Raw genomic sequence first — 26,098 nt, forward strand, 5'->3', positions numbered from 1 at the left:
AAAAAAGGGAGGGGAGGCAGCGGCCCTTGCAGAGCCCCTGCCTCCCCTCCCCGTACCGGTTCACCCGGTGATCAGGCTCAGCGCTCGATCGTCAGCGCCACGCCCATGCCGCCGCCGATGCACAGCGAAGCGATGCCCTTCTTGGCGTTCTGGCGCTGCATTTCGTGCAGCAGCGTCACCAGGATGCGGCAGCCCGACGCGCCGATGGGGTGGCCGATGGCGATGGCGCCGCCGTTCACGTTCACCTTGTTCACGTCCCAGCCCATTTCGCGGTTCACGGCGCAAGCTTGCGCAGCGAAGGCTTCGTTGATCTCGAGCAGGTCGAGGTCGGCGGCCTTCCAGCCGGCGCGCTGCAGCGCCTTCTGCGACGCCGGCACGGGGCCCATGCCCATGATGGTCGGGTCGAGGCCGGCGGTGGCGTAGCTGGCAATGCGGCCCAGCGGCTTCAGGCCCAGGGCGGCGGCCTTCTTGGCCGTCATGACCATCACGGCGGCGGCGCCGTCGTTCAGGCCCGAGGCATTGCCCGCGGTCACGCCGCCGGCCTTGTCGAAGGCGGGGCGCAGGCCGGCCAGCACTTCGGCGTTGGTCTTGCGGTTGATGAACTCGTCCTGGTTGAAGACGATGGGGTCGCCCTTCTTCTGCGGAATGCTCACGCCGACGATTTCGTCCTTGAACTTGCCGGCGTCCTGTGCGGCGGCGGCCTTGGTCTGGCTGGCCAGGGCCAGTTCGTCCTGCGAGGCGCGGTCGATGTTGTACTTCTTGGCCACGTTCTCGGCCGTGATGCCCATGTGGTACTGGTTGTACACGTCCCACAGGCCGTCGACGATCATGGTGTCGACCAGCTTCCAGTCACCCATGCGCTGGCCGTTGCGCGAGTTGGGCAGCACGTGCGGCGCCATGCTCATGTTTTCCTGGCCGCCGGCAATCACGATTTCGCTGTCGCCCGTGGCCACGGCCTGCGCCGCCAGCATCACGGCCTTCAGGCCCGAGCCGCACACGGCGTTGATGGTGAGCGCCGGCGTTTCCTTGGTGCCGCCGCCCTTGAGCCAAGCCTGGCGCGCGGGGTTCTGGCCGGCGCCGGCCGCGAGCACCTGGCCCATGATGGCCTCGCCCACCTGGTCGGCCGTGAGGTTGGCGCGCGCGATCACTTCCTTGATCACGAGGGCGCCCAGCTCGGTGGCGGGAATGCCGGCGAGCGAGCCGCCGAATTTGCCGACCGCCGTACGCGCAGCCGAAACGATGACGATGTCTTCCATGAGGTTCTCTCCGTTGAGGTGATTTGAAATCGGTTGCGATCTTGCGGGAGCTGGCGCCCGTTCAGGCCTTGGCCTTCACGTAGCGTCCCGGCGCCGGTTCGATGGCCTTGTAGGCCTTGCCGTTGCCGTAGCCCTTGGGCGCGGGGATCTGCTTGCCCGCGTGGCCCTTGAGCCATTGTGCCCAGTCGGTCCACCAACTGCCCGGCTGCTCCTGCGCACCGGCCAGCCATTCGGGCTGGGTCTTGGGAAACTTGCCGTCCTCGCGCAGCCAGTGGCTGCGCTTGTTCTTGGCCGGCGGGTTGATCACGCCGGCGATGTGGCCCGAGGCCCCCATCACGAAACGCTTCTTGCCCGTGAGCAGTTGCGTGGAGGTGTAGGCGCCGCCGATGGGCACGATGTGGTCTTCACGCGAGCCGTAGATGTAGGCCGGGATGTCGATCTTGCCCAGGTCGACCTTCTCGCCGCAGACGGTGAGCGCATTCGGCTTGGCCAGCTTGTTCTCGTGGTACGTGTTGCGCAGGTACCAGGCGTAGAACGGGCCCGGCAGGTTGGTGGCGTCGCTGTTCCAGTACAGCAGGTCGAAGGCCGGCGGCGTCTCGCCCTTGAGGTAGTTGCCGACCACGTAGTTCCACACCAGGTCGTTCGGGCGCAGGAAGCTGAAGGTCGAGGCCAGGTCGCCGCCGGGCAGCAGGCCGCCCTTGCCCAGCTGCATCTCGCGGTACGCCACCATGGGCTCGTCCACGAAGATGTCGAGGATGCCGGTGTCGCTGAAATCGAGGAAGGTGGTCAGCAGCGTGACCGACGCGGCCGGCTTTTCGCCGCGCGCCGCGAGCACGGCCAGCGCGGTGCTCAGGATGGTGCCGCCCACGCAGAAGCCCAGCGTGTTGATCTGCTTGCTGCCGCTGATCTCCTGCACCGTGTGAATCGCCTTGATGGCGGCGTTCTCGATGTAGTCGTCCCAGGTGGCCTGGGCCAGCGACTCGTCGGGGTTGCGCCAGCTCACCACGAACACGCGGTGGCCCTGCTCGTTCGCATAGCGGATGAGCGAGTTGTCGGGCTGCAGGTCGAGGATGTAGAACTTGTTGATGCACGGCGGCACCAGCAGGAACGGCCGCTCGTACACCTTGGCGGTGAGCGGCTTGTATTCGAGCAGCTGGAAATACGCGTTCTCGAACACCACGGCACCTTCGGTGGTGGCCACGTTGCGCCCCACTTCGAAGGCGCTCTCGTCGGTCATGCTGACGTGGCCCTGCTTCATGTCGTGCAGCAGGTTCTGGATGCCCTTGGCGATGCTCTCGCCCTGGGTGTCGATGGCTTTCTTCTGCGCCTCGGCGTTGAAGGCGAGCGAGTTGCTGGGCGAGGCCGCGGCCATCCACTGCTCGACCGCGAAGCGCAGGCGCGCCTTGGTCTTGTCGTCGGCGTCGATGGCCTCGGCCATGCGCATCATGGTGCGGCCGTTGAGCAGGTACACGGCGGCCGAGAAGGCCGCCATCGGGTTGCTGCCCCAGGCCTCGGCGGCAAAGCGCTTGTCGCCCTCGGGCCGGGCACCGAAGCCGCGGCGCCAGAGGTCGGTGGCGTCGCTCAGGTACTGCTGCTGGATGGACTGCAGCTGCTCGGGATCGATGGAGAACTTCGGCAGCTCGGGCATGGCGGCTGCGCCCGGGAATTGCGCCATTTGTGGCAATTGCCATAGCGGCGTGCCGCCGACGTCGAAAGCGGCGGAACCACCTGGGCCCCCAGCTTTCTGGAAAGCCTCCATGGCCTGGGTCCAGCCCTGCGTGAGGGCTTTTTGAAAGGGCGCGAACGCATCGGCCCCCGTGTCTTGTTGCTTCATCATGTCTCCTGGCCGTGGCCTGGGTCGATACGAACGGATGGCTTGCGTGTTTTGAGTATGCTGCATTCGCAAGGCACTCACAACGCCGCGCTTTCACTAATCCCTTGAAACAAAACGTCTGCGCCTGTGTTCATCCATTTGATCGTGATCGGCTGGCTCTATGTGGCCGTGATGATGGCGGTGGCCGAGGCCACCAACACCACGGGCACGGTGCTGGGCGCCATCTTCACATTTCTTCTTTACGGCCTCGCGCCGGTGGCGCTGGTGATCTACCTGATGGCCACGCCGGCGCGCCGGCGGGCGATCAAGGAACGCGAGGCGCAGGCCCAGGAAGCCGCCCGTCGCGCGGCCGCGGAGGCTGCGGCTTCAGACCTTCCAGACCAGCGCGGCGAAACGCCCGCTGACGCCGTCGCGCCGGTGCGAAAAGAACCGTGACGGCTGCGTGACGGTGCACCACGCATCGCCGCTGTCGTTGCCGTGAAGCGACGCGACACCCACTGCGCGCAGCCGCTGACGCGCGAGCGCGGGCAGGTCGGCCAGCCACTTGCCTTCGGCCGCCGCGGGCGTGAAGCACGACGCCGCCTCGGGCGACTGCGCCTCGAAGGCGGCCTTGACCTCGGCCCCCACCTCGAAGGCCTTCGGGCCAATGCAGGGGCCGAGCCAGGCCATGAGGCGCGGCGCGCCACCGTCGTGTTGCGCGAAGGCGCGCACGGTCTGCTCGAGCACGCCGCCGGCCAGCCCGCGCCAGCCCGCATGCGCGGCGGCCACGCGGTGGCCGCGTTCGTCGCTGAAGAGCACGGGCAGGCAGTCGGCCACCATGACCGTGCAGGCGCGCGCGGAGGTCGCGGCCGTGCAGGCATCGGCGACGGTGCCGTCGGGCACGGCCTCGTCGAGCGACACGAGCCCCGTGCCATGCACCTGCTGCAGGAACACCGGCCGCGTGCCGATCGCCTGTTGCAGCCGCCGGCGGTTCTCGGCGACGAGCGCGGCGTCGTCGGCCACGTGGTCGCCGAGGTTCAGGCTCTCATAGCGCCCGGTCGACACGCCGCCGTCGCGCGTGGTGCACAGCGCGCGCACGTTCGGCGGCGCGGGCCACTCGGGCACCAGCCATTGCGGATTCATCGCGACGTGCCGGCTCAGGGTTCCGCGTCGGGCGACTGCGAGGGCTGTGCGCGCTGGAAGGCGTCGAGCTTCATGCAGGCGTCGAAGGCGGCCATGGTGCGCGGCAGGCCGCTGAAGTCGCAGTCGAAGCGGCGGCCGTTGAAGATCTGCGGCACGAGGCAGCAGTCGGCGATCGTGGGCGTGTCGCCCCAGCAGTAGGTGCCGCCCGGGTGCTGAGCGAGCTGGCGCTCGAACGACAACAGGCCGTCGCGCACCCAGTGGCGGTACCAGGTGTTCTTGGCTTCGTCGTCGACCTTCAGTTCCTTCACGAGGTACTTGAGCACGCGCAGGTTGTTCAGCGGATGGATCTCGCAGGCGATCGACTGCGCCAGCGCACGCACGTGGGCGCGGCCCACGGGATCGGTCGGCAGCAGCGCCGGCTCGGGGTGCGTTTCGTCCAGGTATTCGATGATGGCCATCGACTGCGAGAAGCGCTCGCCTTCGTCTTCGAGCAGCGGCACGAGCATGTCGGCCGAGATCGCCGAGTACGGGCCGGTGCGGTGTTCGCCGCGTGCGATGTGCACGGGCACGTAGTCGTAGTCCAGGCCCTTGAGGTTCAGGGCGATGCGGACACGGAACGAGGCGGAGGAGCGGAAATAGTTATGCAGCTTCATGATTTCTCGAGGATAGCGCCCTTGGATTTCACCTTCAGGAGCGGGGTGTGGCCGGGAGCACGCAGCGGAAGTCGTGCAGCCGGGCTTCGGGGTGTTCTTGCTGCCACGCATCGAGCAGCTCACGCGCGGCGGCCTCCTCGCGCGAGGCAATGCCCAGGCGCCACGGCCCGAGCGTGCCGGGCGCCTCGTCGGCGCCGTGGTTGTGCCGGCCCTCGCCGAAAGGGCGGCCTTCGGAGCAGGCGCGGCAGAGCATCTCCATGCTGTCGGTCCAGTTCTCGGCGAAGCCATCCGCGGCCTTGAAGCGCTCCACCAGCGCCTCGATGTCCTCCGAGCTCACGCCTTCCACCGAGACCTCGTAGGTCGCGTGCGCCGACGGCGCAATCAGTTCCAGCGCATCGAACACCGGCACCTCGCGCTCGCCGCGCAGCCGGTAGCCGTTGGGCGCGCCGTCGTGCAGCACCAGGTCGCCGTAGCGGTGGCCGCAGGCGGGCGTGGGCACGTTGCGCAGGATGGCGCGCGCCGGGTCGATGCGGTCGGCCCACACCACCTCGGTGCCTTCGTCGCCGTGCACGCGGATCGGCGTGAGGCCGACGAAATAGTCGACCGGCCCTTCACCCTCGGGGATGCCGATGCCGTACTGCCGCCACGCACGCCGCGCCGTGGGCCAGTCGCCCAGCGCGGTGGCCGCGATGCCCAGGTTCCACAGCGCGCCTTCGTTGCCCGGCTCGCACTGCACGGCGCGGGCGTTGGCCTGCAACGACGCGGCCCAGTCGCCGCGGTACTTGTGGATGAGCCCGGCGTTGTACCAGGGCGCCGCCCAGCAGGGATGGATGGCGCTGGCCTGCGCGTAGGCGGCCAGCGCGCCTTCCTGGTCGCCGGCATCGTCGCGTTCGCGACCGAGTTCGTTGAAGGCGGTGGCCTTGCCGGCTTTGCCGAGTCGGATGGGCATGGTGAAGCGAGGGAGAACGAGGAGGAAAAGGGGTCGGGGAAACGCGCAGAAGCGCCTATTGTGGGCCGCCGCAAAATCCCGAGTCCGGCGTGCCGGCAAGCCCGTGCGGCCTCTGGCACACTGCCGGTCTCCCCTCCCGTTTCGCTGAAAAAGGACACCTTCCCATGGCTTCCGAGTTTGTTTTTGCCCCGCCGGCCACCGTTTCCGTGCCGGTCGTCGGTCAGCCCGCCCGCTTTCCGGTGCATCGCATCTACTGCGTGGGCCGCAACTACGAAGATCACGCCAAGGAAATGGGGTTCACCGGCCGCGAGCCGCCCTTCTTCTTCATGAAGCCGGCCGACGCGCTGGTGACGGTCGATGCGGGCCAGACCGGCAGCATGGCCTACCCCACGCTCACGAAGAACCTGCACCACGAGATCGAGCTCGTGGTGGCCATCGGCACCGGCGGCAAGAACATCAAGGCGGCCGACGCCCACAAGCACATCTACGGCTACGCCGTGGGCCTGGACATGACGCGCCGCGACCTGCAGAACGACATGAAGAAGCAGGGCCGCCCCTGGGACATCGGCAAGAGCTTCGAGCAGAGCGCGCCCATCGGCCCGATCGTGCCCGTGGCACAGGCCGGCAACGCCGAGCAGGCTGAAATCTCGCTGCAGGTGAACGGCGAAGACCGCCAGCGCAGCACCGTGAGCAAGCTGATCTGGAACGTGGCCGAGACCATCGAGCACCTGTCGGCGGCCTGGGAGCTGCAGCCCGGCGACCTGATCTTCACGGGCACGCCCGAGGGCGTCGCGGCCGTGGTGGCCGGCGACACGCTGGTGGGCCAGGTGGCCGGCCTGCCCGCGCTGACCGTGAAGATCGTCTGACGCCAGGCGGTCCCGCTTCATGTTTCTTCGCGTACCCATCAAGCATTGCAAGAACTGCGGCACGACGGTGGTCTACCGCGTGCCGGACGACGGCGACACCAAAGAGCGCGCCGTCTGTCCGGCCTGCCACACGATCCACTACGAGAACCCGCTGAACGTGGTGGGCACCATCCCCGTGCTGGGCGACAAGGTGCTGCTGTGCAAGCGCAACATCGAGCCGCGCTGGGGCAAGTGGACGCTGCCCGCGGGCTTCATGGAGCTCGAGGAAACCACCGCCGAGGGCGCGGCCCGCGAGACCAATGAAGAGGCCGGCGCGAACTTCGAGATCGAGGGCCTGTTCGCCGTGATCAGCGTGGTGCGCGTGGGCCAGGTCCACATGTTCTATCGCGCGCGCCTGCTCGACGACCGCTTCGACCCGGGCCACGAAACCATCGAGGCGCGCCTGTTCACCGAGGAAGAAATTCCCTGGGACGAGATCGCCTTTCGCACCGTGCGCCAGGCGCTCGAACACTTCTTCGAAGACCGCAAGCGCGGCAGCTTCGACCGCGTCCACGAACTCAGCATCGTTTGAAAAATTTCCCCATGCTCAAGACCCTGCGCGCCACCCTCCTCTGTGGCGCCAGCCTCGGCTTCGCACTCGCGGCTTCGGCGGCCAAGGCGGACACGGTCGGCGAGGTCGACACGGCCTTCAAGCTCATCGGCCCCGACCACAAGATCGTGGTCGAGGCCTACGACGACCCCAAGGTCAATGGCGTCACCTGCTATGTCTCGCGCGCCAAGACCGGCGGCATCGCCGGTGCGTTCGGCGTGGCCGAGGACAAGGCCGAAGCCTCCATCGCCTGCCGCCAGGTCGGCCCGGTGAGCATCACGCAGCCGCTGCCCAAGCGCGAAGAGGTCTACACCGAACGCCTGTCGGTGCTCTTCAAGCGCCTGCGCGTGGTGCGCATGGTCGACCCCAAGCGCAACACGCTGGTCTACCTGACCTACTCCGACCTGCTGATCGACGGGTCGCCCAAGAACAGCATCACGGCCGTGCCGGTCGATCGCGGCACGCCGATCCCGCTGAAGTGAAGGGGCTGCTGAAGGGCTCGGCGATGCGAGTTTGCTAGCATCGTCCGAGCGGCCGACACCGAGGTGTCGGCCTTCGACGGAACCCTCCGCAACGAATCCGTTCCAACAGCGTCATGCACCTTCAGACTTTTGTTTTACGTACCGCCGCCACGCTGCTCGTGGCCGGGGGCATTGCCGCCTGTACCACGCCCGGCCCCACGCAGCCGCAGCAGCCCGTGCCGGGCGCCACGCCGCAGCCGCCGCGCCAGGCGCTCTTCATCCGCCCCGCCGCCGGCACCACCGTGGGCCGCTTCGACGGCGTGCGCAACAAAGGCCTGGACATCGCGGGCAACCTGGGCGACCCCATCGTGGCCTCGGCCGACGGCCGCGTGGTGTACGTGGGGGGCGAGCTGCGCTCCTACGGCAACATGGTCATCGTGAAGCACAACGAGACCTTTCTTACTGCTTACGCGCACGCCAAGACCATCCTCGTGAAGGAAGGCGCCGTGGTGCGCCAGGGCCAGAAGATCGCCGAGATGGGCAACAGCGACGCCGACCGCGTGAAGCTGCATTTCGAGATCCGCAAGAACGGCACCGCCGTCGATCCCGAGCCGTACCTCAACGGCCGTTTGCAGCAGTAAACGTAAAAGCCGTTACAGCAGGCTTTCGGGCACCAGCGGCGCCAGCAGCTCCAGCCGCCAGCGGGCCCAGAAATGGGTTTCGGGCTCGGTGTGCAGGATGGTGTCCGCCCCGTCGCCTGACGCCGGGCTCACCCACTCGATGCCGCCGCGCGGCCCCAGCTGCAGCTGGTAGGCGCCGTCCAGCCGCATGAAACCGATCAGGCTGGTCAGCTGCTGCGCGATCTGCGGGCTGAAGATGAAGATGCCGATCTCGGTGTTGTGCAACGCCGAGCGCGGATCGAAGTTCATCGAGCCGACGAACACCACCTGCTGGTCGATCACAGCCGACTTGCCGTGCAGCCGCCCGCTGGCCGAACCGTAGATGCCGAAGCGCTTCGTCTGCTCCACGCGCTTGGGGCTCAGCTCGTACAACTCCACGCCCAGGCGCAGCATCTGCGCGCGGTAGCGCCGGTAGCCGATGTGCACCAGCGACTCGTCGGTGGCCGCCAGCGAGTTGGTGACGATGGTGTAGCCCACGCCGTTGCCGCGCACGATCTGCATCGTCTCCATGCCGCCCCGCCCTGGGATCAGGTACGGCGTGGTCAGCAGCACCCCGTGCTGCGCGCCGCGCAGGTAGCGCTGCACGTTGTAGAGCACGCTGTCGGTCGCCTGGTCGGCCGGCAGCCCGCGCCCTTCGTCGGTGGGCGCCAGCGCCTTGGCGGGCGCGTCGGCATACGCCTCGGCGCGCGCCCAGCTCAACGCGAGCTTGCCGGCGTTCAGGTCTTTCGCCAGCGGGTTGTGGCCCAGCAGGTCGGTCGATTCGGGCTCTTCGGGGTGCAGCGTCTCAGGCCCCGTGGTGAGCCGGTCGAAGCGCTCGCGCAGCGCCTGCGCCGACTCGCCGCCGCGCGGCACCAGCGACTCGATGGGGTACACGTAGGGGCTGTTCCAGTACATGTCGAACAGCGACGACAACCGCGGCACCACGGCGCCGGCCACCAGCGTGTCGATGTCGATGAAGTTGGAGCCGCCGTCGCGCAGGAAGTATTCGTTGGCGATGTTGCGCCCGCCCATGACCGCCATCGTGTTGTCGACCACGAACAGCTTGTTGTGCATGCGGCGGTGCACGCGGTCGAAGTCCAGGATCGACCACGCCCAGCGCGTGCCGAAGCGCGAGCGCCCGGCCGGGAACGGGTTGAACAGGCGCACCTCGACGTTCGGGTGCGAGGCAAAGCTGGTGAACAGCGGGTCGGCACCGGCGGTGTACAGGTCGTCCACCAGGAGGCGCACACGCACGCCGCGGTCGGCCGCGTCGCGCAGCGTGCGCAGCAGGTAGCGGCCGGTTTCGTCGTTCTGCACGAGGTAGTACTGCACGTCGATGGAGCGCTGCGCGCGGCGCGCCAGCTCGATGCGCGCATGCAGCGAGAACTGCGGCATCGGCAGCAGGCGAAAGCCGCTGAGCGGCTCGCCAGGCGGCGCGGCAGCGCGCACAAGCCGGCCCAGCGTGGTGTCCGCACCGTCGGTGATGGCGCTCGAGGGCTTGCGCACCACCTCGGTCGGCAGGCCGGCGCAACCGGCGAGCACGAGCATCGCCAGGCTGCACAGCAGCCAGGCGAACCACCGGGCGCGCGGCACGTCAGCCCGGGCAAACAGGTTCTGCATGAACGACAGGAAATGGGGAGGGCAAGGGCACGGAGCGAAGGGAGAAAGACACCGCTGCCGCGCGGCGCGGTGCACGACCGCGCCCACGGGTGGCGGTTTCTACCATGCGCGGCGCCGGCGCGCTTTCAATGCCCCGCCGGTGCGTGTCAGTGCCCGCGCTCGGGCGACCACTGGCGCACGAAATGCTCCGCGCGCACGTTCGCGCGCGCCACGGCCGAGTCCCACGACAGCTGCTGCGTGATGACCAGGGCGCAGCGCGTGATGCCGTCCAGGCTCAGCGCCGCGATGCCGGCGTAAGTGCCCTTCGGCGTGCGCGTGAGTTCGAACCATCCCGTCCAGCCGTCTGGAACGTGGAGATCGAGTCGGGCCGATTCCATGATGAATTCATCATAGGCCTTTAGTTTTCATTTGCAAACATTGCATACAAAAGAGACCGCCTAGACATGCATGCCTGACCGGCGACCCGACGGCAGGCGTTGCATCGCCTGGCGCAGCGTGGAATCCACCCGCCGGAGCGACAGCCCGTGCCGCACCGCCACCTCGTGCCGCGTCAGCTCGTGCACACGCAAGGCCACAAAGATGTCCTGGTGGCGGTGCGGCAGCCCCTGCATCGCGCGTTCGACCGCCTTCAGGTCGGAGCGCGCCTCGGCGATCAGCTCGGGCCCCGGCGCGTGATCGGCCACCTGCGCGAGCGTGTCCTCCGCCTCGCCGGCGTACTGCCAGGGGCGCTCGGCGCGCAGGCGGTCCATCGCCGCATTGCAGGCCACGCGGAAGATGTAGGCCACGGGGTTCTGCAAGGTGTCCGTGAAGGCGGCCTCGCCCAGGCGCAGCCAGGCATCGTGCAGGCTTTCGGTGGCGGCGTCCGCACACCCCAGGTGCAGCGACAGCCGCCGGTGCAGTTGCGCGTAGTGCGCCACCAGCAGTTGCTGGACATCCGGTGGCGCAGGGGCGGCTCCCGCGGCATCGCCGCGGGGCAACAGGCAGGCGTGCGACATGGTGCGTCGCCGGCTAGCGGCCGCGCGGCAGGCCGCGCCGTTCGGGCTCGTTCAGGCGCGTCAGCTGCGCGTCGGTGAGCGCACCATGCCCGACCATCTGGACGAAGCCCGACGGGTCGTAGCTCGCCTGCTCCGCCGGCCTGCGCCGCATCTCGGGGGCCTCTGGTGCGCCGGACACGGGCTCGTTGCCGAAGCCCAGCACGCGCACCGAGAACACCGACGGCAGGCTCTGGCGCGCCGCCGCGCGTTCGCGCTGCATCACGTCCTGCGCCGCCGCCGTGGCCTGCGACGCCGCGGCGCTGGCGTTGGTCAGGGCGCCGACATTCACCGACGCCACCACCGGCAACCCCGTGCTCTTGCCCTGCACCGCCACGTTGGCGGCATTCACGATCTGCAGCGCCGCCAGGTTCACGTTGCCCGACACGCGGATGCCCGCCTCGCCGGCATCGATGGTGCCCAGCGGCGCGATCAGGTCGATGTCGCCGGCCGGCACCTCGGGAATCGGGTTCAGCGTGGCAATGCCCGCGCCCGTGCTCGGCACGTCCGATGACAGCACCACGTTGCCCCAGCGGTCGTACACGCGCTTGGGCGGCGTGTAGACCACCGTCGTCTTCGAGCCGCGACCGGCGTTGATGTCGCCCTCGGCCGACCAGCCCAGCACGCTGCCGCCGAAGGTGGTCATGATGCGGCTCTGGCCCAGCAGGATGCTGCCCAGCGCATAGAGCGAGATGTCGCCCGCACCCTGCGTGATGACGCCCGGAATCAGCGTGCCCGCGGCCTCGGGCGCCGCGCCCTCGATGCCGAACACCTGGCGCCCGCCCGGCGTGAGCATCGCAATGTCGCCGCCGAACAGCGTGTTGATGCCGGCCGCGCCGAACATCGTGATGTCGCCCCGGTAGCTGGTGCCCGGGAACAGCGACGCGATGGCGTTGCGCCCGCGCAGGTAGCTGCCGTAGCGCACGCCGCGCTCGTCGTTGTATTCGCGCCCGCCCTCTTTCAGCTCCGCGAAGTACACGCCGCGCAGGTAGCTGCGCTGCTGCTCGGGCGGCAGCGCGTTGAAGAAGGCGAGCGCCTCCTGTGCACCGCCCTTGCCGCTGTAGCCCTGCGAGGCTTCGAGCCAGTTCACCAGGTACAGCTGGCTCGCCTGCCGGTAGTCGTTGGCGAGCACGCGGCGCGGCGTGCCGGTGTCCGCGTCGAGACGGGCTTGCCGCTGCGCCATCCAGGCCGCCGCGCCGTTGTCGTCGCCGCTGTAGCCATGCTCGGCGCGCAGCCAGTCGCCCAGCGTGAGCTGGCGGTTGTAGTTCTTCACCACCTTGCCGGCCTGATCGGCCAGCGGCTGCCCGCTTTGCATGAGGTGGGCGGGGTCGAGGTAGCGCTGCGCAAAGCCCGCGTAGTCGGGCCCGTGGGCGCCCACGCCGGCCAACATCGCGATGCCCGCACCGGGCCGGCTGTCGCCCGGCACCACCGCGCCGAGGCTGCTGACCGAGGCCCTGTTCTCCATGCGGATGTCGCGCCCGGCCGTGATCTCCAGCGTGCCGGGGCCGGCCACGTTGAAGGTGCTGAACAGGATGTCGCGGCCTGCCGAGACCACCGAGATGTCGCCCGGCTTCTGGTGCGCGAACAGGTTGCCGCTGCTCTCGAAGTAGGCCTGTGCCAGGCCATTCGAGGGCTCGGTCTGGCCGACGGGCGTGCCGCTCGCGACGATGTCGCGCCCGGCCCGCATCCACACCGGTTGCGCGCCCTCGTACCAGGTCTGGCCGGCGCGCGTCGCGTCGTCCGGCCCGAAGCGCAGGATGCGCCCGCTGCTCACGCCGACCAGGTCGCCATGCACGGCGTAGAAGCGCGCCGGCTGCTCGCCCATCGCTTCGCCCGACACCGTGTTGGGGCCGAAGGCGAACAGCGGACGCACGCCGCCGCCGTCCAGGCGATTGCCGCCCGACAGGTTGCCCAGCACCGTGCCATCGCCGGTCGTGCCCTGGAACGCCGGGCGCAGCGGCGTTGCCAGCGCCGAGGCGGCCGCGCCCGACTGGCTCACGGTGTTGCCTCCCGCATAGATCGAGTCGCTGGCCAGGAACTCCAGCATGCCGTGGGCCGAGGGCGCCAGCACCAGCGGCGTGCCCGTGCCGGTGTTGTCGAAGGTCGCCGCATCGCCATAGAACAGGCTGCCGCTGGCGGCCACCGCACTCAGGATCGAGGGGTACACGAAGGCCGAGTCGGTCACGGGCACGCCCGCGCCACCCGTCACCGGCACCAGGTTGCCGCCTGCGCCAAAGAGGCGGATGGCCGTGTGCGGTGTCCACAGGGTGAACCAGCTCTGGCCCCGTCCTTCCAGGCCGTTGGCGCTGAACGGCGTGGCATTGGGGAGGTCGACGCGCGTCGGATCGATCACCCCCTTGACCACCAGGTCGCCACGCGTGGCGAGCGTGTAGTTCGCATCGCCCGGGGCCAACACGATGCCGCCTTGCGCCATGCCGCGGGTTGCCGTGTAGAGGTCGTAGGCGCGGGTCTCGCGGGGCGACTGCGCCCGCTCGGAGAGCCCATAGACCCGGGGCAGGCTGCCGAGGGTGCCGGCCTGCAGCTGCACGTCGCCCCGAAGGTTGACGATCGCCCCGTTGAGCCCGGCGTCGGAGTCGCCACCGGCACCCTCGACGTAGGGCGTGTGGAGCGGATTGAAGGCGCCTCCCACGCGCACGAGCACGTCGCCACCGCCCGTCAGGCTCAGGCTGCCGTCGGCCAGCACACGGCCGGTGCCGCCCACCGCCAGCACCAGGCCCTGGCTGCGCCGGCTGTCGGTGGACGAATCTGTCTTGGCGCCGCGCCGTCCCTGCAGGCCCGCGTTGCCGCCCACGTCCACGCGCAGGTCGCCGCCGCCCAGCGTGCCGAAGCCGGTGAAGCCGAGCAACTTGTCGGCCGCCCCGGTCGTGCCGACATAGGAGCCGAAGTTGATCCACCACGCCGTGGGCTGGTCCTGCGCGCCACCGAAGCTGTCGCCCGTGCCCTGGCGCCACAGCCAGTTGCCGATGGCGCCGCTGTTGAAGCCCTTGTCGGCCGGATTCGGCCGCCCCAAGCCGCTTCCCCCGGAGATCAGCGTCATGTCGCCGGTCAGGTCGCCGCCGGCCTGGAGCGTCAGGTTGCCGCCGGAGGCGGGGTACCAGGCGCGTGCCAGGTTCTGCGCGCCGCCATCGACGAACTTCTCGTAGCCACCGCTCGCGTCGTTGAGCACCGTGCCCTTGGCGCCCACCGCGCGCGGCAGGTTGTAGGGGTCGCCGGCCCGCGTGGCCTGCGACGAGGCGCCGGCGGTGTACACGCCGAACAGCGAATCCATGCGCAGGTTGCCGGCGGCCAGCAGGTCGAGATCGGCCGCGCCGGTGCGCACCACGCTGAAGCGCGTGCTGCCCGGCAGGTAGCTGTACTCCGGGGCGGCGATGACGCAATAGCTGGGAAGGTCCACGCAAAGCTCCGGGTACTGGATGTCCGCGAAATCGATGGGCTTGCCAGCCATGCTCTCGTCGCCCACGAAGTTGATGGACCCTTCCACGCTCCACAACGCGCCGCCGGGCTTCAGCTTGCCGAACATCCCGTAGTGGCTGTCCGCCAGCCGCAGGTCGCCCCGGCCCGCCGCCGGATGCACCTGCACGATGCGGTTGTCCGCCGCGCCCAGGTCCGCACCCGCGGCCAGCCGCACCGACCACGACTGCGAACCTTCGGGCAGCATCGCCGCCGCGGCCCACAGCCTGCCGGCGCCGTCCGGGCGCAGGTTCACCGAAGTCACCCCGCTGGGCAGCTTGATGTTGGTCGCGGCCGGGAGCAACGCGCCCAGCGGCAGCGTGAGGGCGCCGTTGAGCACGAACTTCTTGCCGTTGCCGGGCAGCGGCACGCCCTTGGGCCACACCACGCCCGACAGCGTGGCTGCCGACGGCAGGCGCATGCCGGCCCCCAGGCGCGTGCCCACCGGCAGCGTCACGTTGGCGCCGCCCACGATGCTGCCCGCCGCGAACAGCAGCGTGCCCGAGGCGTTGCGCACGTCGGCGCTCAGCACCGTGCCCACCTTCAGTTCGAGCGCCTTGGCCAGCACGCTGGCCACGGGCATCACCTGCCCGGCCCCGAAGGCCGTCGACTTGATCGGCAGGTCGTAGTTGAGCGTGCCGGCGCCTCCTTCGAAGGTCGTGCCGTCGGCCAGCACCACGCCGCCGCGCGGCAGCACGGTGTCGCCGCGCAGCAGGTTGACGCCCGGCAGCAGCAGCCAGCCGCCGTCGTCCTGCGTGGCGGGCGGCGGCGCAAAGCCGTCGTTGATGCTGCCGAAGATGTCGAGGTTGCCGCCCGCGCGAAGGGCCAGCGTGCCGACCTCGCCCGAGCCGTACACGCCGGTCTTTGGTGTGTGCGGGTTGGCGCTCGCATAGCGGTAGCCCGACAGGTCGATGTCGCCCTGCACCACCAGGTCGCCGCCGGGGGTCTTGCTCACGATCTCCACGCCGGGGCGCAGATGAAAGGCGTCGGCGTAGCGCGCGTTGTTCAGGCCCGCGAGCTTGCCGTTCATCAGCGCGCCGTTGGCCAGCGCGTTGTCGACGAAGGCCGTGCTCTGCAGGTGCTTGGCGTCGAGGTACGCCTGGTCGATGACCTGGTAAGGCCGGCCGGTGGCCGCCGCGTCGGTGCCGAAGCGGGCATCGTCGTAGCGCCACATGCCGTTCACGGCGATGGAGCGCGCGCCCTCGATGGCGATGTTGCCGCTGGCGTCGATGCGGATGTCGCCGACGGTCTCGCCGGTGCGGCCCGCGTTGAGCTCCAGCGTGCCGCGCGCCCGGCCGTCGTTCTGGCCCGGTTCACCGCCCACCTGGGCGTCGGTGCCGTGGCGCAGGTCGATGCGCGAACCCGAGGCCAGCGTGAGCAGCCCGTCGTTCGACGTGAGTTCGACCATCGCGCGGTTCGGCGAATCGATGATCTGGCCGTGGCTGTCCACGCGCAGCGTGCGACCGTGCGCATCGAGCACCGCGCTGCCGGCCAGCGTGAGGTTGTGCTTCGCGGCCAGGCTGATGCGGCCCACGCGTTCGCCGCTGGCGTCGATGGTGCCGGTGACGGTGAGGCTGCCGTTGTCGAGCGACACGTTCACCTCGCCGGCCTTCAGGCCGTCGCCGATGGCAAGGTCGCCCTGGCGCAGCTGGAAGCTGCGCGCGCCGAACACGCCGCCATCGTTGAGCCGCTGGTTGAGCGCCGCGAATTCGGCATCGCCGAGCTGCCGCGCGCGCACGTCCACACTGCCCGCCGCGAACGGCACCCGCGTGCCGCCCGCGTCGTAGTGGCCGCTGCTCGCGCCGAGGATGCGGCCCTGCAGATCGACCTGGCCGGCCGCATCGTCGAGCGCCATCGCCTTCAGCGTGCCGGCGCGGTTATTCTGCGCCGAGATGTCGATCACCGAACCCGCCGCCTGCCGCAGGTTGCCGTGCAGGCTTTCGAGCACCACGTCGCCGCCGGCGCTGTACCTGCTCACGTCGTTGAACACCACCTCGCGGCCCGACAGGTCGAGCAGCGCGCGGTCGCTCAGCGTGAGGTCGCGTTCGGCGCTCAGCGTGAGCTTGCCGCTGGGCAGCGCCACGGCGGTGTCGAGCGTCACGTCGTGTCCGCGCAGGCTCAGCTCGGCGCCCAGCGCCGCATCGCCGGTGGCCGCCGCCGGCGCACCGGCCGGTGCGGCCACGCGCAGCGTGCCGCCCGCCGTGATGCGGTTCACCGAGCCCGCCTCGCCCGTCAGCAGCGGCGCCACGATGCGCAGGTTGCCGCCGCTGTACGCGTAGCCCTTGCCCGCTTCGTACGCGCCCTGCGACTGGTAGACCGAGAGGCTGCCCTTGTGGTTGGCGCTCACGCGCTCGGAGGCCTTGAGGTTCACGTCGGCAAAGCCCAACACCAGGCGACCCGCGTCTTCCAGGCCGCTCGGCTGGCTGTTGGGGCCGTAGCCGAACTCGATGTGCTCGGCCTCGATGTTCAGCGTGCCGCTGCCGGTGCCCGCGCCGTCGCGCACCACGGCAGCAGGCGCCGTGGTCGCGCCCTGCCACACCAGGCGACCGGTGCGGATGGTGGCCACGTCGTCCGCGCCGCCCTGGCCGTAGATGGCGGGCGTGGCCAGCACCAGCTGCGCCATCGTCGCCTTGCCGGTGGCGGGGTCGATGGTGTCCAGCGCCGCGGTGCCGAAGAAGTTGACGCCGCCGCTGGCGCTCAGTTCCAGCGTTTCGAGCGCGGGCGCGCCGTACTGCCGGTCGCCGCGCAGCAGGCGGTCGAGCAGGGCCTGGCTCATGGCCAGTCCCGGCGGCAGCGTGTGGTTCTGTGCGGCGGCGGCCAGCGCGGCGCTGTCGCCCACGTTGATGCCGCGCACCGCCAGCGTGAGGTGGCGCGTGCCGTAGCGCACCGCCTCGTTCATCTCGAAGCGGTCGGGCGTCACCATGGCGATGGTGCCTTCGGAATACAACTCGGTCTGCCCGCTGCACGACGCGCTGGCACACACGCCGATCTGCAGGCTGCGGTTGTCCGACGCGGCCTGGGTCTGGGGCACCGGCAGCGTGCTCACCCGGCCGTTGGAGACCATCAGCATCTGGCCGGTCGCGGCGTAGACGAAGCCGTCGCCGGCGTCGTAGGCGGCCTTGCCACGGCCGAGGGTGTTGATGCGCGCGCCCTGCTCGATTACCACGCTGAGCGGCGTGCCCTCGGTCACCGCGACTGCGGCCAGGAACACTTCGGGCGCGGACAGCACCGCCCCCTGGCGAAGCACCACGCTGTTCCCGCCGTCGCCGGTCTGGATGACGTTGCCGCTCTGCCCGTAGTCGGCGCCCTGCAAGCCGCCGATGACCAGGCGCGACGCGCCCATGCCGCTGAGTGCGCCGGCGTCGAGCGTGACGCCATGGAAGCCCGCCGTCGCCGACGCGCCGGCCGCGACGATCTCGAGGCCCCATTGCTCCTCGCTGCTCGTGGCCACCACGGAACCGCCCCGCCCGCCCGCGCCCACCTGGAAGCGTGCCGTGCCGTCGAAGCGGAAGGCCTCGGCGCCCGCGCCGGGCGCGAGCTTCAGGTGCAGGTTGCGCGCGTCCGTCGGCAGCATGGCGCGCGGCACGCCCACGCGCAACGCATCGGCGCGCACGAAGTCGGCGTAGCCCATCTCGTTGTATTGCGAGTAGCTGCGCAGCACCTCGCCCGACATCACGATCGCCTGACGGAACAGCGTGTCGCCGATGCCGGTGCGGCCCACGCGCAGCTGCGCGGCCGTGAGCCACGAGCCGTTGCGCATCGCCAGCGTGCCGGTGGGCGCGCCCAGGCCGGCCGCGCCGTTCAGCTCCACGCGGAAGGCGCCCTGCTGCAACGCATAGGTCGAGGGCATCAGCGTGTAGGTGCCCGCGGGCAGGCCCGGCACGCCGGCGCCGAGGGTGATCTGCTGGCCGAGCAGCGGATCGACCGCGCCCTTCTCCGCGCCGGTGGGCGCCACCGCCGGCTGCACGCCGGGCACGATGGCATACACCGGGTTGGTCGCGAGCCCCGGCAGCGTGAAGCCGCCGCGGGCGCCGACCTGCATCAGCGGGCTGTAGCGCGCGTCGGTCGAGCCGCCGCGCCCGCTCACGAAGCCCGCACCCGTGAGGTTGCCGCCGCCCGACAGGTCGAGCGTGGCGCCTTCCTGGCCCTGCACGCTGGCCCCCATGAACGTGAGGCCGATCGTCTGGTTGCGCTTGTAGCCGTCGCCTGCGCCCACGCCGGTGAGCTTGACCTGCTTGCCGTCGTACAGGTAGTTGATGCCGTCGACCGTGCCGCCGTAGGGCATGTTCAGCCCCTCGCCGCTCACCGAGGTGAGGCTGCCGGGCAGCAGTTCGACCTTCGTGGTGAGCGCGTCGCCGAGCGTCAGCTGGCCGAGCGGCACCCGCACCGTGCCACCCTGCTCGATGACGCCGGCGCGCAGCGACAGGTCGCCGAAGGCCGAGTACGGCACCTGCGGGGTCGCGCCCGTGCCCTCGATGCGCAGCACCGTGTCGGGCAGGTAGGTGCCGTCCGGCGTCAGGCCCGCGGACACGAGCGCCACCACGCCCGTGGCCGGGTAGATCTGCGCGGCGCGCAGGGTCAGGCTGCCGGGAACGACGAGGCTCGTGGAAACGCCGACGTCTTGCCTGCCCTGCAGGAAGCGCAGGTCGCCCGTGCTGGCCAACGTGACGTGGCCGAAGGCGGCCAGGTCGACCGTGGGCGCTTCGCTCGCGCCGTCGAGCGCCGGGACCTTGCCGTTGACGCCGAAACCCATGCCGTCGCGGATGTCGATCAGCTCACCGGCCACATCGAGGCGGGTGCCGGACGGTACGCGCACCACGCCGCCTTCGGCGACGGGCGCCCTCAGGACTTCACGCGTGAACGACGGCATCGCGCCGGCCAGCCGCACATGCGCGGCGGACAGCGCCACGTGCGCGTCGTCGGGCGCATCCTTGGCGAGCGCAAGGCCGCCGGCATGGATCTGCAGGCCCTGCCGCAGGCGCAGGTCGACGCCGTCTTCGAAGGCGAGCGTGGAGCCGGCGAACAGCGAGAGGGTGTCGAAGCCGCCGCGTCGGACCGTGTCGGTGCCCAGCCGGGCCTGGCCGTAGGCGAGCGCACCGTCGTCGACGCCGGCTTGCAGGGTGTCGGGCGCAAGCGGTGCGCCCTGTTCCACACCCAGCACCAGCACGCGGTGCCGGCGCACGCGGTCTTCCGCCTGCTGCAGCGGGTCCAGGTGCAGGCGCAGGCCCGGCGTGCCGAGCACCACGGCCAGCGTGCCGCCGGCCGCGCGCGCGCCGCCCGCGACGGCGCGCAGTGTGCCGTCCAGCTGCAACCCGTCGTACGACGCGAGCGAGATGCTGCCGCCATTGCTGCTTACATCGGTCGCGCCCATACCGTTCACATCGAGCACCGCGTGCGTGCCCGAGGCATCGAGCAGCGCGCCCGGGCGCACGACGACGAAGTTCTGCGACGCGGTGGCCTTGCTCCCCACCGCATCGATCTCGCCGCCGACCACGATGCTGCCGCCGTCGCGCACCAGGCCGTAGCGCTTGCCGGTGGTGTCGGTGGCGGTGACCGCATGTGCCGACGCATCGAGCACCGCCTGCCCGCCGATCCAGATCGAGCGGGCATGGGCCTTTGCATTGGCAATGTCCGATTCGAGGTCGGTGATGTCCACCGTCTTCAGCACGATGCGCCCGCCGTTCGCGCGCAGCGTGCCGTCCACCGTGAGCTGGCCGGCGCTGCGCACCTCGATGGCCTGGCCCGGGTCGACCTGGATCGCCGCGCCCTTGCCCACCACGGCCTGCACCGTCGGCAGCTCCTTGGCGAGCGTGGTCGTCGTGCCGGCCTGCAGCGACAGGCTCGCGCCCTTGCGCTGCGTGAGCACGGCCTGGGTCGCGTCTTCCTGGTAGAGCGGCGGCGTCCACACCTCGAGCGCGTCGGCCGGACGGCTGCCGGTGGCGATGTCCTGCGCGTGGGCGCCGAAGCGGTACACCGGCATCGTCACGTCGATCTGCGCACCGTCGGCCACCGTGAGGCCGTGGTTGCCGATAAGCGCATAGCGGCTGAAGCCCTTGTCGAAGAAGCCGGCGTCGAGCATCAGCGTGTCGGCCCGCGCCGCGCCCGAGGTGTCGCCGATGGCGACGCGCATCGTCTGCACGGTCAGCGTGCCGCCGCCGTCCACGCCGTGGCCGCGCAGCACCGCCCCGTCGAGCGCGACATGGCCGCTGCCCGTGTTGAAGCCGTCTGCCTCGAGCGTGACGCTGCCACCCTTGCCGCCTTGCGGTTTGGCCTTCGACAACAGCGCCGCGCCGGACGACACGTCGATGACGCTGCCGGTGCGCAGCACCACGTCGCCGGTGCTGCGCACGGACACGCTGCCGCCGTTGCGGTACGCCACGCCGCCCGCGTCGGCCGGGTTCGTCAGCAGGTGGGTCCACAGGCCGCGGGTGTCGAGCGTCGCACCGCCCGCGAGCACCACCGAGGTCGTGCCGCCGTCGGGCGCAGTGAGCGTGCTCGTGTCCTTCAGGTAGTTGAGGCTGATCTGTTCGAGCACGTTGCCCAGCTGGATGCCGCCGCCGCGCGCGACGAGGTCGGCGTTGACCTTCACGTTAGGGCTGTACAGCACGAGGTGGCCGCCATCGCCGACCTGCAGCGCCTTGTCGACCGCGATGCTGTCGCTGGCCGCGATGCGCACCGCGCCCAGTCGGAAGCCGCTGAGCTGCGCCGCATCGAGCACCAGCGTGTCGCGGCGTTCGGCCGGCAACGCAGTCGCGAGGTCGAGACCGGCCGCAATGCTGTCGGCCGTATCGCCCAGCACCACGTTTTTGATGCCGGCGCTGTCGAGCCGCCGGTGGATCACACCGGCCGTCTTGTCGTAGTAGGCGTCGTAGCGGCCCACGACGAGCTGCCCGCGCTGCGCCACCGCGCCGGTCGACTGCTGGTAGCCATCGAGCCCGGCCTGCCGCGCCTGTGTCTGCCGGTCGCCCTGGAAGGTCTCGCCGACGATCTCTCCTTCGAGCACCGCGGCCTGCGTGCCGACGATCAGCAGGCCGGCATCGCGGCCCACGGTGTAGCCGCTTTCCAGCCGCGTCTGCGGGCCGATCAGCGGGTTGTAGAAGAAGCCCGTGGTCTTCTTGCCCCAGCGCGCGTGTTCGTCTTCGAAGCCCTTGTAGACGCCCGTGTAGCGCAGGTCGCCCGGCGCCTTCGACACTTCGTAGAGCCGCCCGTCCGCGCCCTTGAGCCAGCTCTGGTTGAGCTTGCCCGTGAGCACGTCGAGCGTGCCGCCCGAGATGTTGATGCTCGCGCCGCGCTGCGTGACCAGCTCGCCGCCGCTGAAGCCCACCACGCCGCCCTGCGCCATCCACTCGCCCACGCCGTGCGCCTGCGTGCCCAGGTAGCCGCCCACCTCGAGCAGGCCGCCGCCGGTGTACCAGCGCTCGCCCTGGTAGCCGCCGGTGCCGCCGGGCACGAAGACCAGCGAGCGCCGGTCGATCCACAGGTCGTTGTTGTTGAGGTTCTTGCTGTCGCGGTTGAGCGGCGCATCGCGCTGCTCGTTGCCCTGCACGTTGATCTTGATGTTGTTGGACTCCATCGCGAGCTTCACGCCCACCGCGCCCGACACGTCGATGCGCGCACCCTCGCGCACGAGGCTGCGCTGCTTCGCGTCGACCACCACCTGGCCGCCAGTGGCCAGCGTGAGCGAGCCGGCCTGGAACTCGACCGTGCCGCCGCTCGCAACTTCGACGCGCGACAGGTCGCGGCGGTCGTTGCCCGCCAGCACGATGGTGCCGGTGCCCAGCTGGACCGCCGGCGCCATGAGCCCGGCGCGCTGGCTGTCGAGCGCGGTCGCGCCGCTGGTGTCGAGCACGATGGCCGTGGTGCTGCCCTCGCCGAGCGCGACCTTGCCCGTGGCGCCGATCGCGTTCAGATGCACCGTGCCCCGTGCGTTGACCGACGTGCTGGACAGGACGACGCCGCCTTGCACCACCTCGCGGCCCGCCAGCGTGACGTCGCCGGTGGGCGCCTGGATCAGGCCCGAGTTGCGGACAAGGCCGGCCTTGCTGTCCGCGGCCAGCGTGACCGCGACTTCATTGCCGCGCGTGGTCGAGGTCTGGTTGCCGTCGGTGCCCACGCCCTTGCGGATGGTGAAGTGGTCGCCCGCCGCGAGCAGCGTCTGCCCGCCGGGCGTGGCGATCTCGCCGGCGTTGTGCACCTCGGCGCCCAGCAGCAGCACATAGCCGCCGCCCTGCGTGGCCGAAGCGGGTGCGGGCGTGGAAAGCCTGGCACCGGCCTGCACCTCGACGCGGCCTTGCGCGTTCCTGACGTTGGGCGCACTGCCGTTGGCGTACACGCCGTGGGCCTGGAACTGCGCGTCGTCGATCTGCGCCGCCGCGGCCACGAGGTTGCGCGTGTCGACCTGGCTGCTGCCGCTGAACACGATGCCGTTGCGGTTGGCGACCATCACCGTGCCGTCGGCCTTGATCTGCCCCTGGATCTGCGAAGGCCGCGCCTGCGGGTCGTTCACCTTGTTGAGCACCGCCCAGTCCTTGCGCTGCGCGAAGGCCACGGTGGTGTTGCGCCCGACGTTGAAGGTCTCCCAGTTCAGGATCGCCTTGTCGGCTGTCTGCTCGACGGTGACGACCGTGCGACCGTCCACCTGCCGCTGCGAATCACCGGTCAGCGCGCGTGCATTCGACCAGCCGGCGGTCAACGAATTCGTGTCGACCTTCAGACCGCCTTCGGCCAGGCCGTCGGGCACCGAGGGGTCGTTCTGCGCGGCACGCCGCGCGGCCGCCTGTGCCGCCTGCTGCGCCGCGATGCCGCGCGCCGCCAGGTTCAGGTTGCCGATGGACTGCTGCAGCTGCTCGCTGGCGCGCTGCTGCTGCGCGAGCGGACTCGTGAGCTGCGCCGCCGGCGACCCGTTGGGCATCAAACCGGTGGCCGTGGCCGTGGCCTGCGCCGCGCCCTTGGCGTTGAACCAGGTCGGGCTGAAGGCGCGCTGCGCATGGGCCGGCGCGGCGGCCACACCGGCGGCCAGCGCCAGCGCCATGGCCTGTGCCAGCGGCGAAATCCGGAAGCTCCTCGCCTGCACGGCAGCGGCCTGACGGCGGCTGCGGTGTCCCTCGTGTGTGTTCATCTGACGCCCAGTAAAGAATGAAATGCACCGGCACGGAATCCGTGCCCCTTACTGGACAGACCGACAGACGCAAACAAAACCGCTAAGTTTCTGGACCAATCCTGAGTGCACGCGAGGGCCAATCAGGCTGTCACATTCATCAGCTAAGCAGCAGCACGCCGCCCGGCAGCGCACGCGCCTCGAGGTCGTACGAGCGCTGGATCTGCACCAGCACCGTGTCGAGCGAGGCGATGGCGAAACGCCCGCTGACTTCGCGCCCGGCCAGGCGCTGCGCCAGCAGCACCACGCGGCCTGGCCGGTAGCGGTTGATCTCCTCGATCACGTGCGCCAGCGGCGTCTGCCTGAACACCAGCACGCCGCTGCGCCAGGCCGAGGCCTCGCGGGTTGCCACAGCCGCCACCGGCCCGAGCGAACCCGCGTCGTACAGCACCTGCTCGCCGGCCTGCAGATCGCGCGTGCCCCTCGCGTGCGTGACGCGCACGCGCCCTTCGAGGCAGGTCACGCAGCCCCGGCCCGCGAGGTAGCGCACCTCGAAGCGGCCGGCCTGCGCCTCGCTGCGGGCCGCGCCCGCCACCACACCGAAGGGCTGCGGCCCGGCCACCAAGTCGACCGCCGCCTCGCCCGCGATCAGGTCGATGCCGACGAGGCGGCCCTCGACGCTGCGGCGCTGCACGCTGGTCTGCGTGTTGAGCATCAGGTCGACGCCCTCGGCCACCTGCACCGCGCGCTGCTCGCCGGTGGCCGTGCGGTAGTCGGCGTTCCATTCGCCGAACGACGGCCACAGGCCCAGCGGCGGAGAGACCACCGCCACGCCCGCGGCGCCGGCTGCGCCCACCGCCGCACCGAGGAACGCGCGGCGTGCAGCCACCGGCCGCACCGACAACACGGGAGCTCGCTGGACCTCGGCCGGCATGCCGCCGATGGCCGGGTCGAGCGCCTGCCACAGGCGCCGGGCCTGCGCCAGCGCGGGCTGGTGCAGCGGGTTGCCGTCGCGCCAGCGGCGAAAGCCCTCGACGTCGTGCTGCGTGGCCGCGCCGGACGACAGCCGGCGCAGCCAGGCCTGCGCTTCGCGCAAGGCCTGTGCGTGGGCGTCGGACGGGGTCATCGGGGCTTCAACCCGTGCACGCTGAAAGATGTCGCATACCCATGAGACGGCTCTCGACGCGGTGAACCGCACTTTATTTTTCATGCGGCTCCTTCGCGTCGGGTGCGCGGTCCGCGCGGCCCATGCGGGCGGCGATGTGGTCATGCGCCTCCTTGAGTTCCTTCTCCACCGTGCGCAGCGAGATGCCCAGCCGCGCCGCCACCTCGCGCTGCGGCAGGTGCTGCCAGCGCACCATCACCAGCACCTGCCGGCGCCGTGGCGGCAGGCGCTCGATGAGTGCGCGCAGCGCGGCCAGCTCCGCGCGGTCCTGCGCGATCTGCGCGGGCCCCGGCGCGGGGTCGGGCGTTTCGTCGAGCAGCGCCTCGATCTCGTCGGACGTGGCCAGGCGCCCCTGCTTCGCGACCTGGTCGTAGGCCAGGTTGACGGCCACGCGCAGCAGGTAGGCGGCGGGGTCGTGCACGCCGTCGATGTCGTCGCGGCTTTCCAGGCGCAGCCAGGTGTCCTGCAGCGCGTCGCCGGCACGCTCGGCGTTGCCAAGCCGCCGCGCAAGCCGCTGCTTGAGCTCGTCGTAGCGCGCGACCAGGAAGTCGCGCAACGCGGGCAGCGCGTTCTCGGGCATGGCGGTGGCGTCAGTGGCGCACCGGGCACTCGAGCCCGGGCGTCTGCGAGCGCGGCAGGATCAGCATCGTGAGCGGCTGCGCCATGTCCGGCGGCGGCGCGCGGTCGATGCGCAGCTGCCGCAGCGTGTCGAGGATGGCGTCGTCGCGCGCGCGCTCGCCGCTGGTGTGCAGCAGGAAGGCATGGGCGATGCGGCCGGTGCCGTCGATCACGAAGCGCATCGCCGCGCGGTAGCCGCCCGGTGCCGCGCGCGGGTGGGCGCACAAGGCTTCCCAGACGCGGGTCTGCACCAGCCCGTCGTAGCCGCGGTGCGCGGTGGCGGGCGCGGCCTGCACCGAATCAGCCGGTCGTGCCGGCGCCGGCATGGCCGGCGCGAGCCGGAGCACGAAGGCGGTCGTGGCCCCCGCGCCGGCGTCGTCGGCGACCAGGCCCGTGCCCGCGAGCAGCGCATCGAGGGCGGCCTGCGCATCGAACAGGCCGTGCACGGGCGCGGCGTGGCGTCCGGCCACGCGTTCGGCATCGAAGAACACCGGCAGGCCGGTGGCGCGACCGTACTGCTCCAGCGCCGCGGCCAGCGGCTGGGCCGCGATGTCGAAGGCGATGCGCGCGGCCTGCGGCCGAAGCGGCGCCGCGTCGGACTGCGCGCGAGCGCTCATCCACGGCCCGGTCATGCAGGCGACCAGCGCGATGCCGGCCAGGGAGACGAGAGGAAAGGAAAGAGGTGCATGCCGCATGAGTTCGATACG

Annotated in this window: 17 protein-coding genes; 5 read left to right on the forward strand and 12 right to left on the reverse strand. The window is 70.6% G+C overall.

What is annotated here, in order from left to right:
* Window positions 1-77 precede the first annotated feature (77 nt).
* Entirely contained in the window at window positions 78-1,256 is a 1,179-nt protein-coding gene (locus AC07OH_RS10790; protein ID WP_062480264.1) for an acetyl-CoA C-acetyltransferase, read from the reverse strand.
* A gap of 61 nt (window positions 1,257-1,317) precedes the next feature.
* A complete protein-coding gene (gene phaC, locus AC07OH_RS10795; protein ID WP_495300606.1) occupies window positions 1,318-3,090 on the reverse strand; it encodes a class I poly(R)-hydroxyalkanoic acid synthase in 1,773 nt (590 codons plus the stop codon).
* A 126-nt stretch (window positions 3,091-3,216) separates the two neighbouring features.
* Here phaC and AC07OH_RS10800 point away from each other — a divergent pair, with 126 nt between their 5' ends.
* Window positions 3,217-3,525, forward strand: a complete 309-nt coding sequence (locus AC07OH_RS10800; protein WP_492696806.1) for a hypothetical protein — start codon at window positions 3,217-3,219, stop codon at window positions 3,523-3,525.
* On the opposite strand, the gene pgeF is transcribed toward AC07OH_RS10800, so the two are convergent.
* From pgeF to AC07OH_RS10815, 3 genes are read right to left on the reverse strand one after another with little or no spacing between them, the layout of a single operon-like run.
* Window positions 3,457-4,212 carry a peptidoglycan editing factor PgeF gene (gene pgeF / locus AC07OH_RS10805; RefSeq protein ID WP_495300607.1) on the reverse strand — a complete coding sequence of 252 codons (756 nt, stop codon included), beginning with the start codon at window positions 4,210-4,212 and terminating at the stop codon, window positions 3,457-3,459. The two genes, AC07OH_RS10800 and pgeF, sit on opposite strands and share 69 nt — an antisense overlap.
* A 14-nt stretch (window positions 4,213-4,226) precedes the next feature.
* Window positions 4,227-4,865, reverse strand: coding sequence for a maleylacetoacetate isomerase (gene maiA, locus AC07OH_RS10810; protein WP_095745808.1), 639 nt, complete (start codon window positions 4,863-4,865; stop codon window positions 4,227-4,229).
* 34 nt (window positions 4,866-4,899) lie between these two features.
* On the reverse strand, window positions 4,900-5,814 hold the full coding sequence (locus AC07OH_RS10815; RefSeq protein WP_495300608.1) for a tetratricopeptide repeat protein: 915 nt from the start codon (window positions 5,812-5,814) through the stop codon (window positions 4,900-4,902).
* Between the two features lie 164 nt (window positions 5,815-5,978).
* Between AC07OH_RS10815 and AC07OH_RS10820 the strand changes: the two genes are divergently transcribed.
* The 4 genes from AC07OH_RS10820 (at window position 5,979) to AC07OH_RS10835 (ending at window position 8,371) form a co-directional block, all read left to right on the forward strand.
* Window positions 5,979-6,680, forward strand: coding sequence for a fumarylacetoacetate hydrolase family protein (locus AC07OH_RS10820; RefSeq protein ID WP_099790369.1), 702 nt, complete (start codon window positions 5,979-5,981; stop codon window positions 6,678-6,680).
* Window positions 6,681-6,699: 19 nt separating this feature from the next.
* Window positions 6,700-7,251, forward strand: coding sequence for an NUDIX hydrolase (locus tag AC07OH_RS10825; RefSeq protein WP_489058528.1), 552 nt, complete (start codon window positions 6,700-6,702; stop codon window positions 7,249-7,251).
* An 11-nt stretch (window positions 7,252-7,262) separates the two neighbouring features.
* Window positions 7,263-7,751: a CreA family protein gene (locus AC07OH_RS10830; RefSeq protein WP_492676564.1), complete on the forward strand. Its 489-nt coding sequence runs from the start codon at window positions 7,263-7,265 to the stop codon at window positions 7,749-7,751.
* Between the two features lie 113 nt (window positions 7,752-7,864).
* Window positions 7,865-8,371 carry a murein hydrolase activator EnvC family protein gene (locus tag AC07OH_RS10835; RefSeq protein ID WP_492676563.1) on the forward strand — a complete coding sequence of 169 codons (507 nt, stop codon included), beginning with the start codon at window positions 7,865-7,867 and terminating at the stop codon, window positions 8,369-8,371.
* Window positions 8,372-8,383: 12 nt separating this feature from the next.
* Here AC07OH_RS10835 and AC07OH_RS10840 read toward each other — a convergent pair whose 3' ends face one another.
* The 7 genes from AC07OH_RS10840 to AC07OH_RS10870 form a co-directional block, all read right to left on the reverse strand.
* Entirely contained in the window at window positions 8,384-10,009 is a 1,626-nt protein-coding gene (locus tag AC07OH_RS10840) for a phospholipase D family protein (RefSeq protein WP_495300609.1), read from the reverse strand.
* A gap of 146 nt (window positions 10,010-10,155) precedes the next feature.
* The gene (locus AC07OH_RS10845) at window positions 10,156-10,386 is read right to left on the reverse strand and encodes a hypothetical protein (RefSeq protein WP_139703102.1); all 231 of its coding nucleotides are present in this window, start codon (window positions 10,384-10,386) and stop codon (window positions 10,156-10,158) included.
* Window positions 10,387-10,446: 60 nt separating this feature from the next.
* A complete protein-coding gene (locus AC07OH_RS10850; RefSeq protein ID WP_495300610.1) occupies window positions 10,447-11,004 on the reverse strand; it encodes an RNA polymerase sigma factor in 558 nt (185 codons plus the stop codon).
* A gap of 13 nt (window positions 11,005-11,017) precedes the next feature.
* Window positions 11,018-23,629 (reverse strand): filamentous hemagglutinin family protein, encoded by a 12,612-nt coding sequence (locus tag AC07OH_RS10855; RefSeq protein WP_495300611.1) that lies wholly within the window; start codon window positions 23,627-23,629, stop codon window positions 11,018-11,020.
* 139 nt (window positions 23,630-23,768) lie between these two features.
* Entirely contained in the window at window positions 23,769-24,734 is a 966-nt protein-coding gene (locus tag AC07OH_RS10860) for a FecR family protein (RefSeq protein WP_495300612.1), read from the reverse strand.
* A 73-nt stretch (window positions 24,735-24,807) separates the two neighbouring features.
* The gene (locus AC07OH_RS10865; RefSeq protein WP_307693236.1) at window positions 24,808-25,353 is read right to left on the reverse strand and encodes an RNA polymerase sigma factor; all 546 of its coding nucleotides are present in this window, start codon (window positions 25,351-25,353) and stop codon (window positions 24,808-24,810) included.
* Window positions 25,354-25,363: 10 nt separating this feature from the next.
* On the reverse strand, window positions 25,364-26,086 hold the full coding sequence (locus AC07OH_RS10870; protein ID WP_495300613.1) for a TonB C-terminal domain-containing protein: 723 nt from the start codon (window positions 26,084-26,086) through the stop codon (window positions 25,364-25,366).
* Between the last annotated feature and the right edge of the window lie 12 nt (window positions 26,087-26,098).

It is taken from the genome of Variovorax sp. GW821-FHT10C12, assembly GCF_059415405.1.

Bases quoted from the DNA above. Each gene is read 5' to 3' on its own strand.
- AC07OH_RS10790 (WP_062480264.1), bottom strand. From the start codon at position 1,256: ATGGAAGACATCGTCATCGTTTCGGCTGCGCGTACGGCGGTCGGCAAA.
- phaC (WP_495300606.1), bottom strand. From the start codon at position 3,090: ATGAAGCAACAAGACACGGGGGCCGATGCGTTCGCGCCCTTTCAAAAA.
- pgeF (WP_495300607.1), bottom strand. From the start codon at position 4,212: ATGAATCCGCAATGGCTGGTGCCCGAGTGGCCCGCGCCGCCGAACGTG.
- maiA (WP_095745808.1), bottom strand. From the start codon at position 4,865: ATGAAGCTGCATAACTATTTCCGCTCCTCCGCCTCGTTCCGTGTCCGC.
- AC07OH_RS10815 (WP_495300608.1), bottom strand. From the start codon at position 5,814: ATGCCCATCCGACTCGGCAAAGCCGGCAAGGCCACCGCCTTCAACGAA.
- AC07OH_RS10820 (WP_099790369.1), top strand. From the start codon at position 5,979: ATGGCTTCCGAGTTTGTTTTTGCCCCGCCGGCCACCGTTTCCGTGCCG.
- AC07OH_RS10825 (WP_489058528.1), top strand. From the start codon at position 6,700: ATGTTTCTTCGCGTACCCATCAAGCATTGCAAGAACTGCGGCACGACG.
- AC07OH_RS10830 (WP_492676564.1), top strand. From the start codon at position 7,263: ATGCTCAAGACCCTGCGCGCCACCCTCCTCTGTGGCGCCAGCCTCGGC.
- AC07OH_RS10835 (WP_492676563.1), top strand. From the start codon at position 7,865: ATGCACCTTCAGACTTTTGTTTTACGTACCGCCGCCACGCTGCTCGTG.
- AC07OH_RS10840 (WP_495300609.1), bottom strand. From the start codon at position 10,009: ATGCAGAACCTGTTTGCCCGGGCTGACGTGCCGCGCGCCCGGTGGTTC.
- AC07OH_RS10845 (WP_139703102.1), bottom strand. From the start codon at position 10,386: ATGGAATCGGCCCGACTCGATCTCCACGTTCCAGACGGCTGGACGGGA.
- AC07OH_RS10850 (WP_495300610.1), bottom strand. From the start codon at position 11,004: ATGTCGCACGCCTGCCTGTTGCCCCGCGGCGATGCCGCGGGAGCCGCC.
- AC07OH_RS10855 (WP_495300611.1), bottom strand. From the start codon at position 23,629: ATGAACACACACGAGGGACACCGCAGCCGCCGTCAGGCCGCTGCCGTG.
- AC07OH_RS10860 (WP_495300612.1), bottom strand. From the start codon at position 24,734: ATGACCCCGTCCGACGCCCACGCACAGGCCTTGCGCGAAGCGCAGGCC.
- AC07OH_RS10865 (WP_307693236.1), bottom strand. From the start codon at position 25,353: ATGCCCGAGAACGCGCTGCCCGCGTTGCGCGACTTCCTGGTCGCGCGC.
- AC07OH_RS10870 (WP_495300613.1), bottom strand. From the start codon at position 26,086: ATGCGGCATGCACCTCTTTCCTTTCCTCTCGTCTCCCTGGCCGGCATC.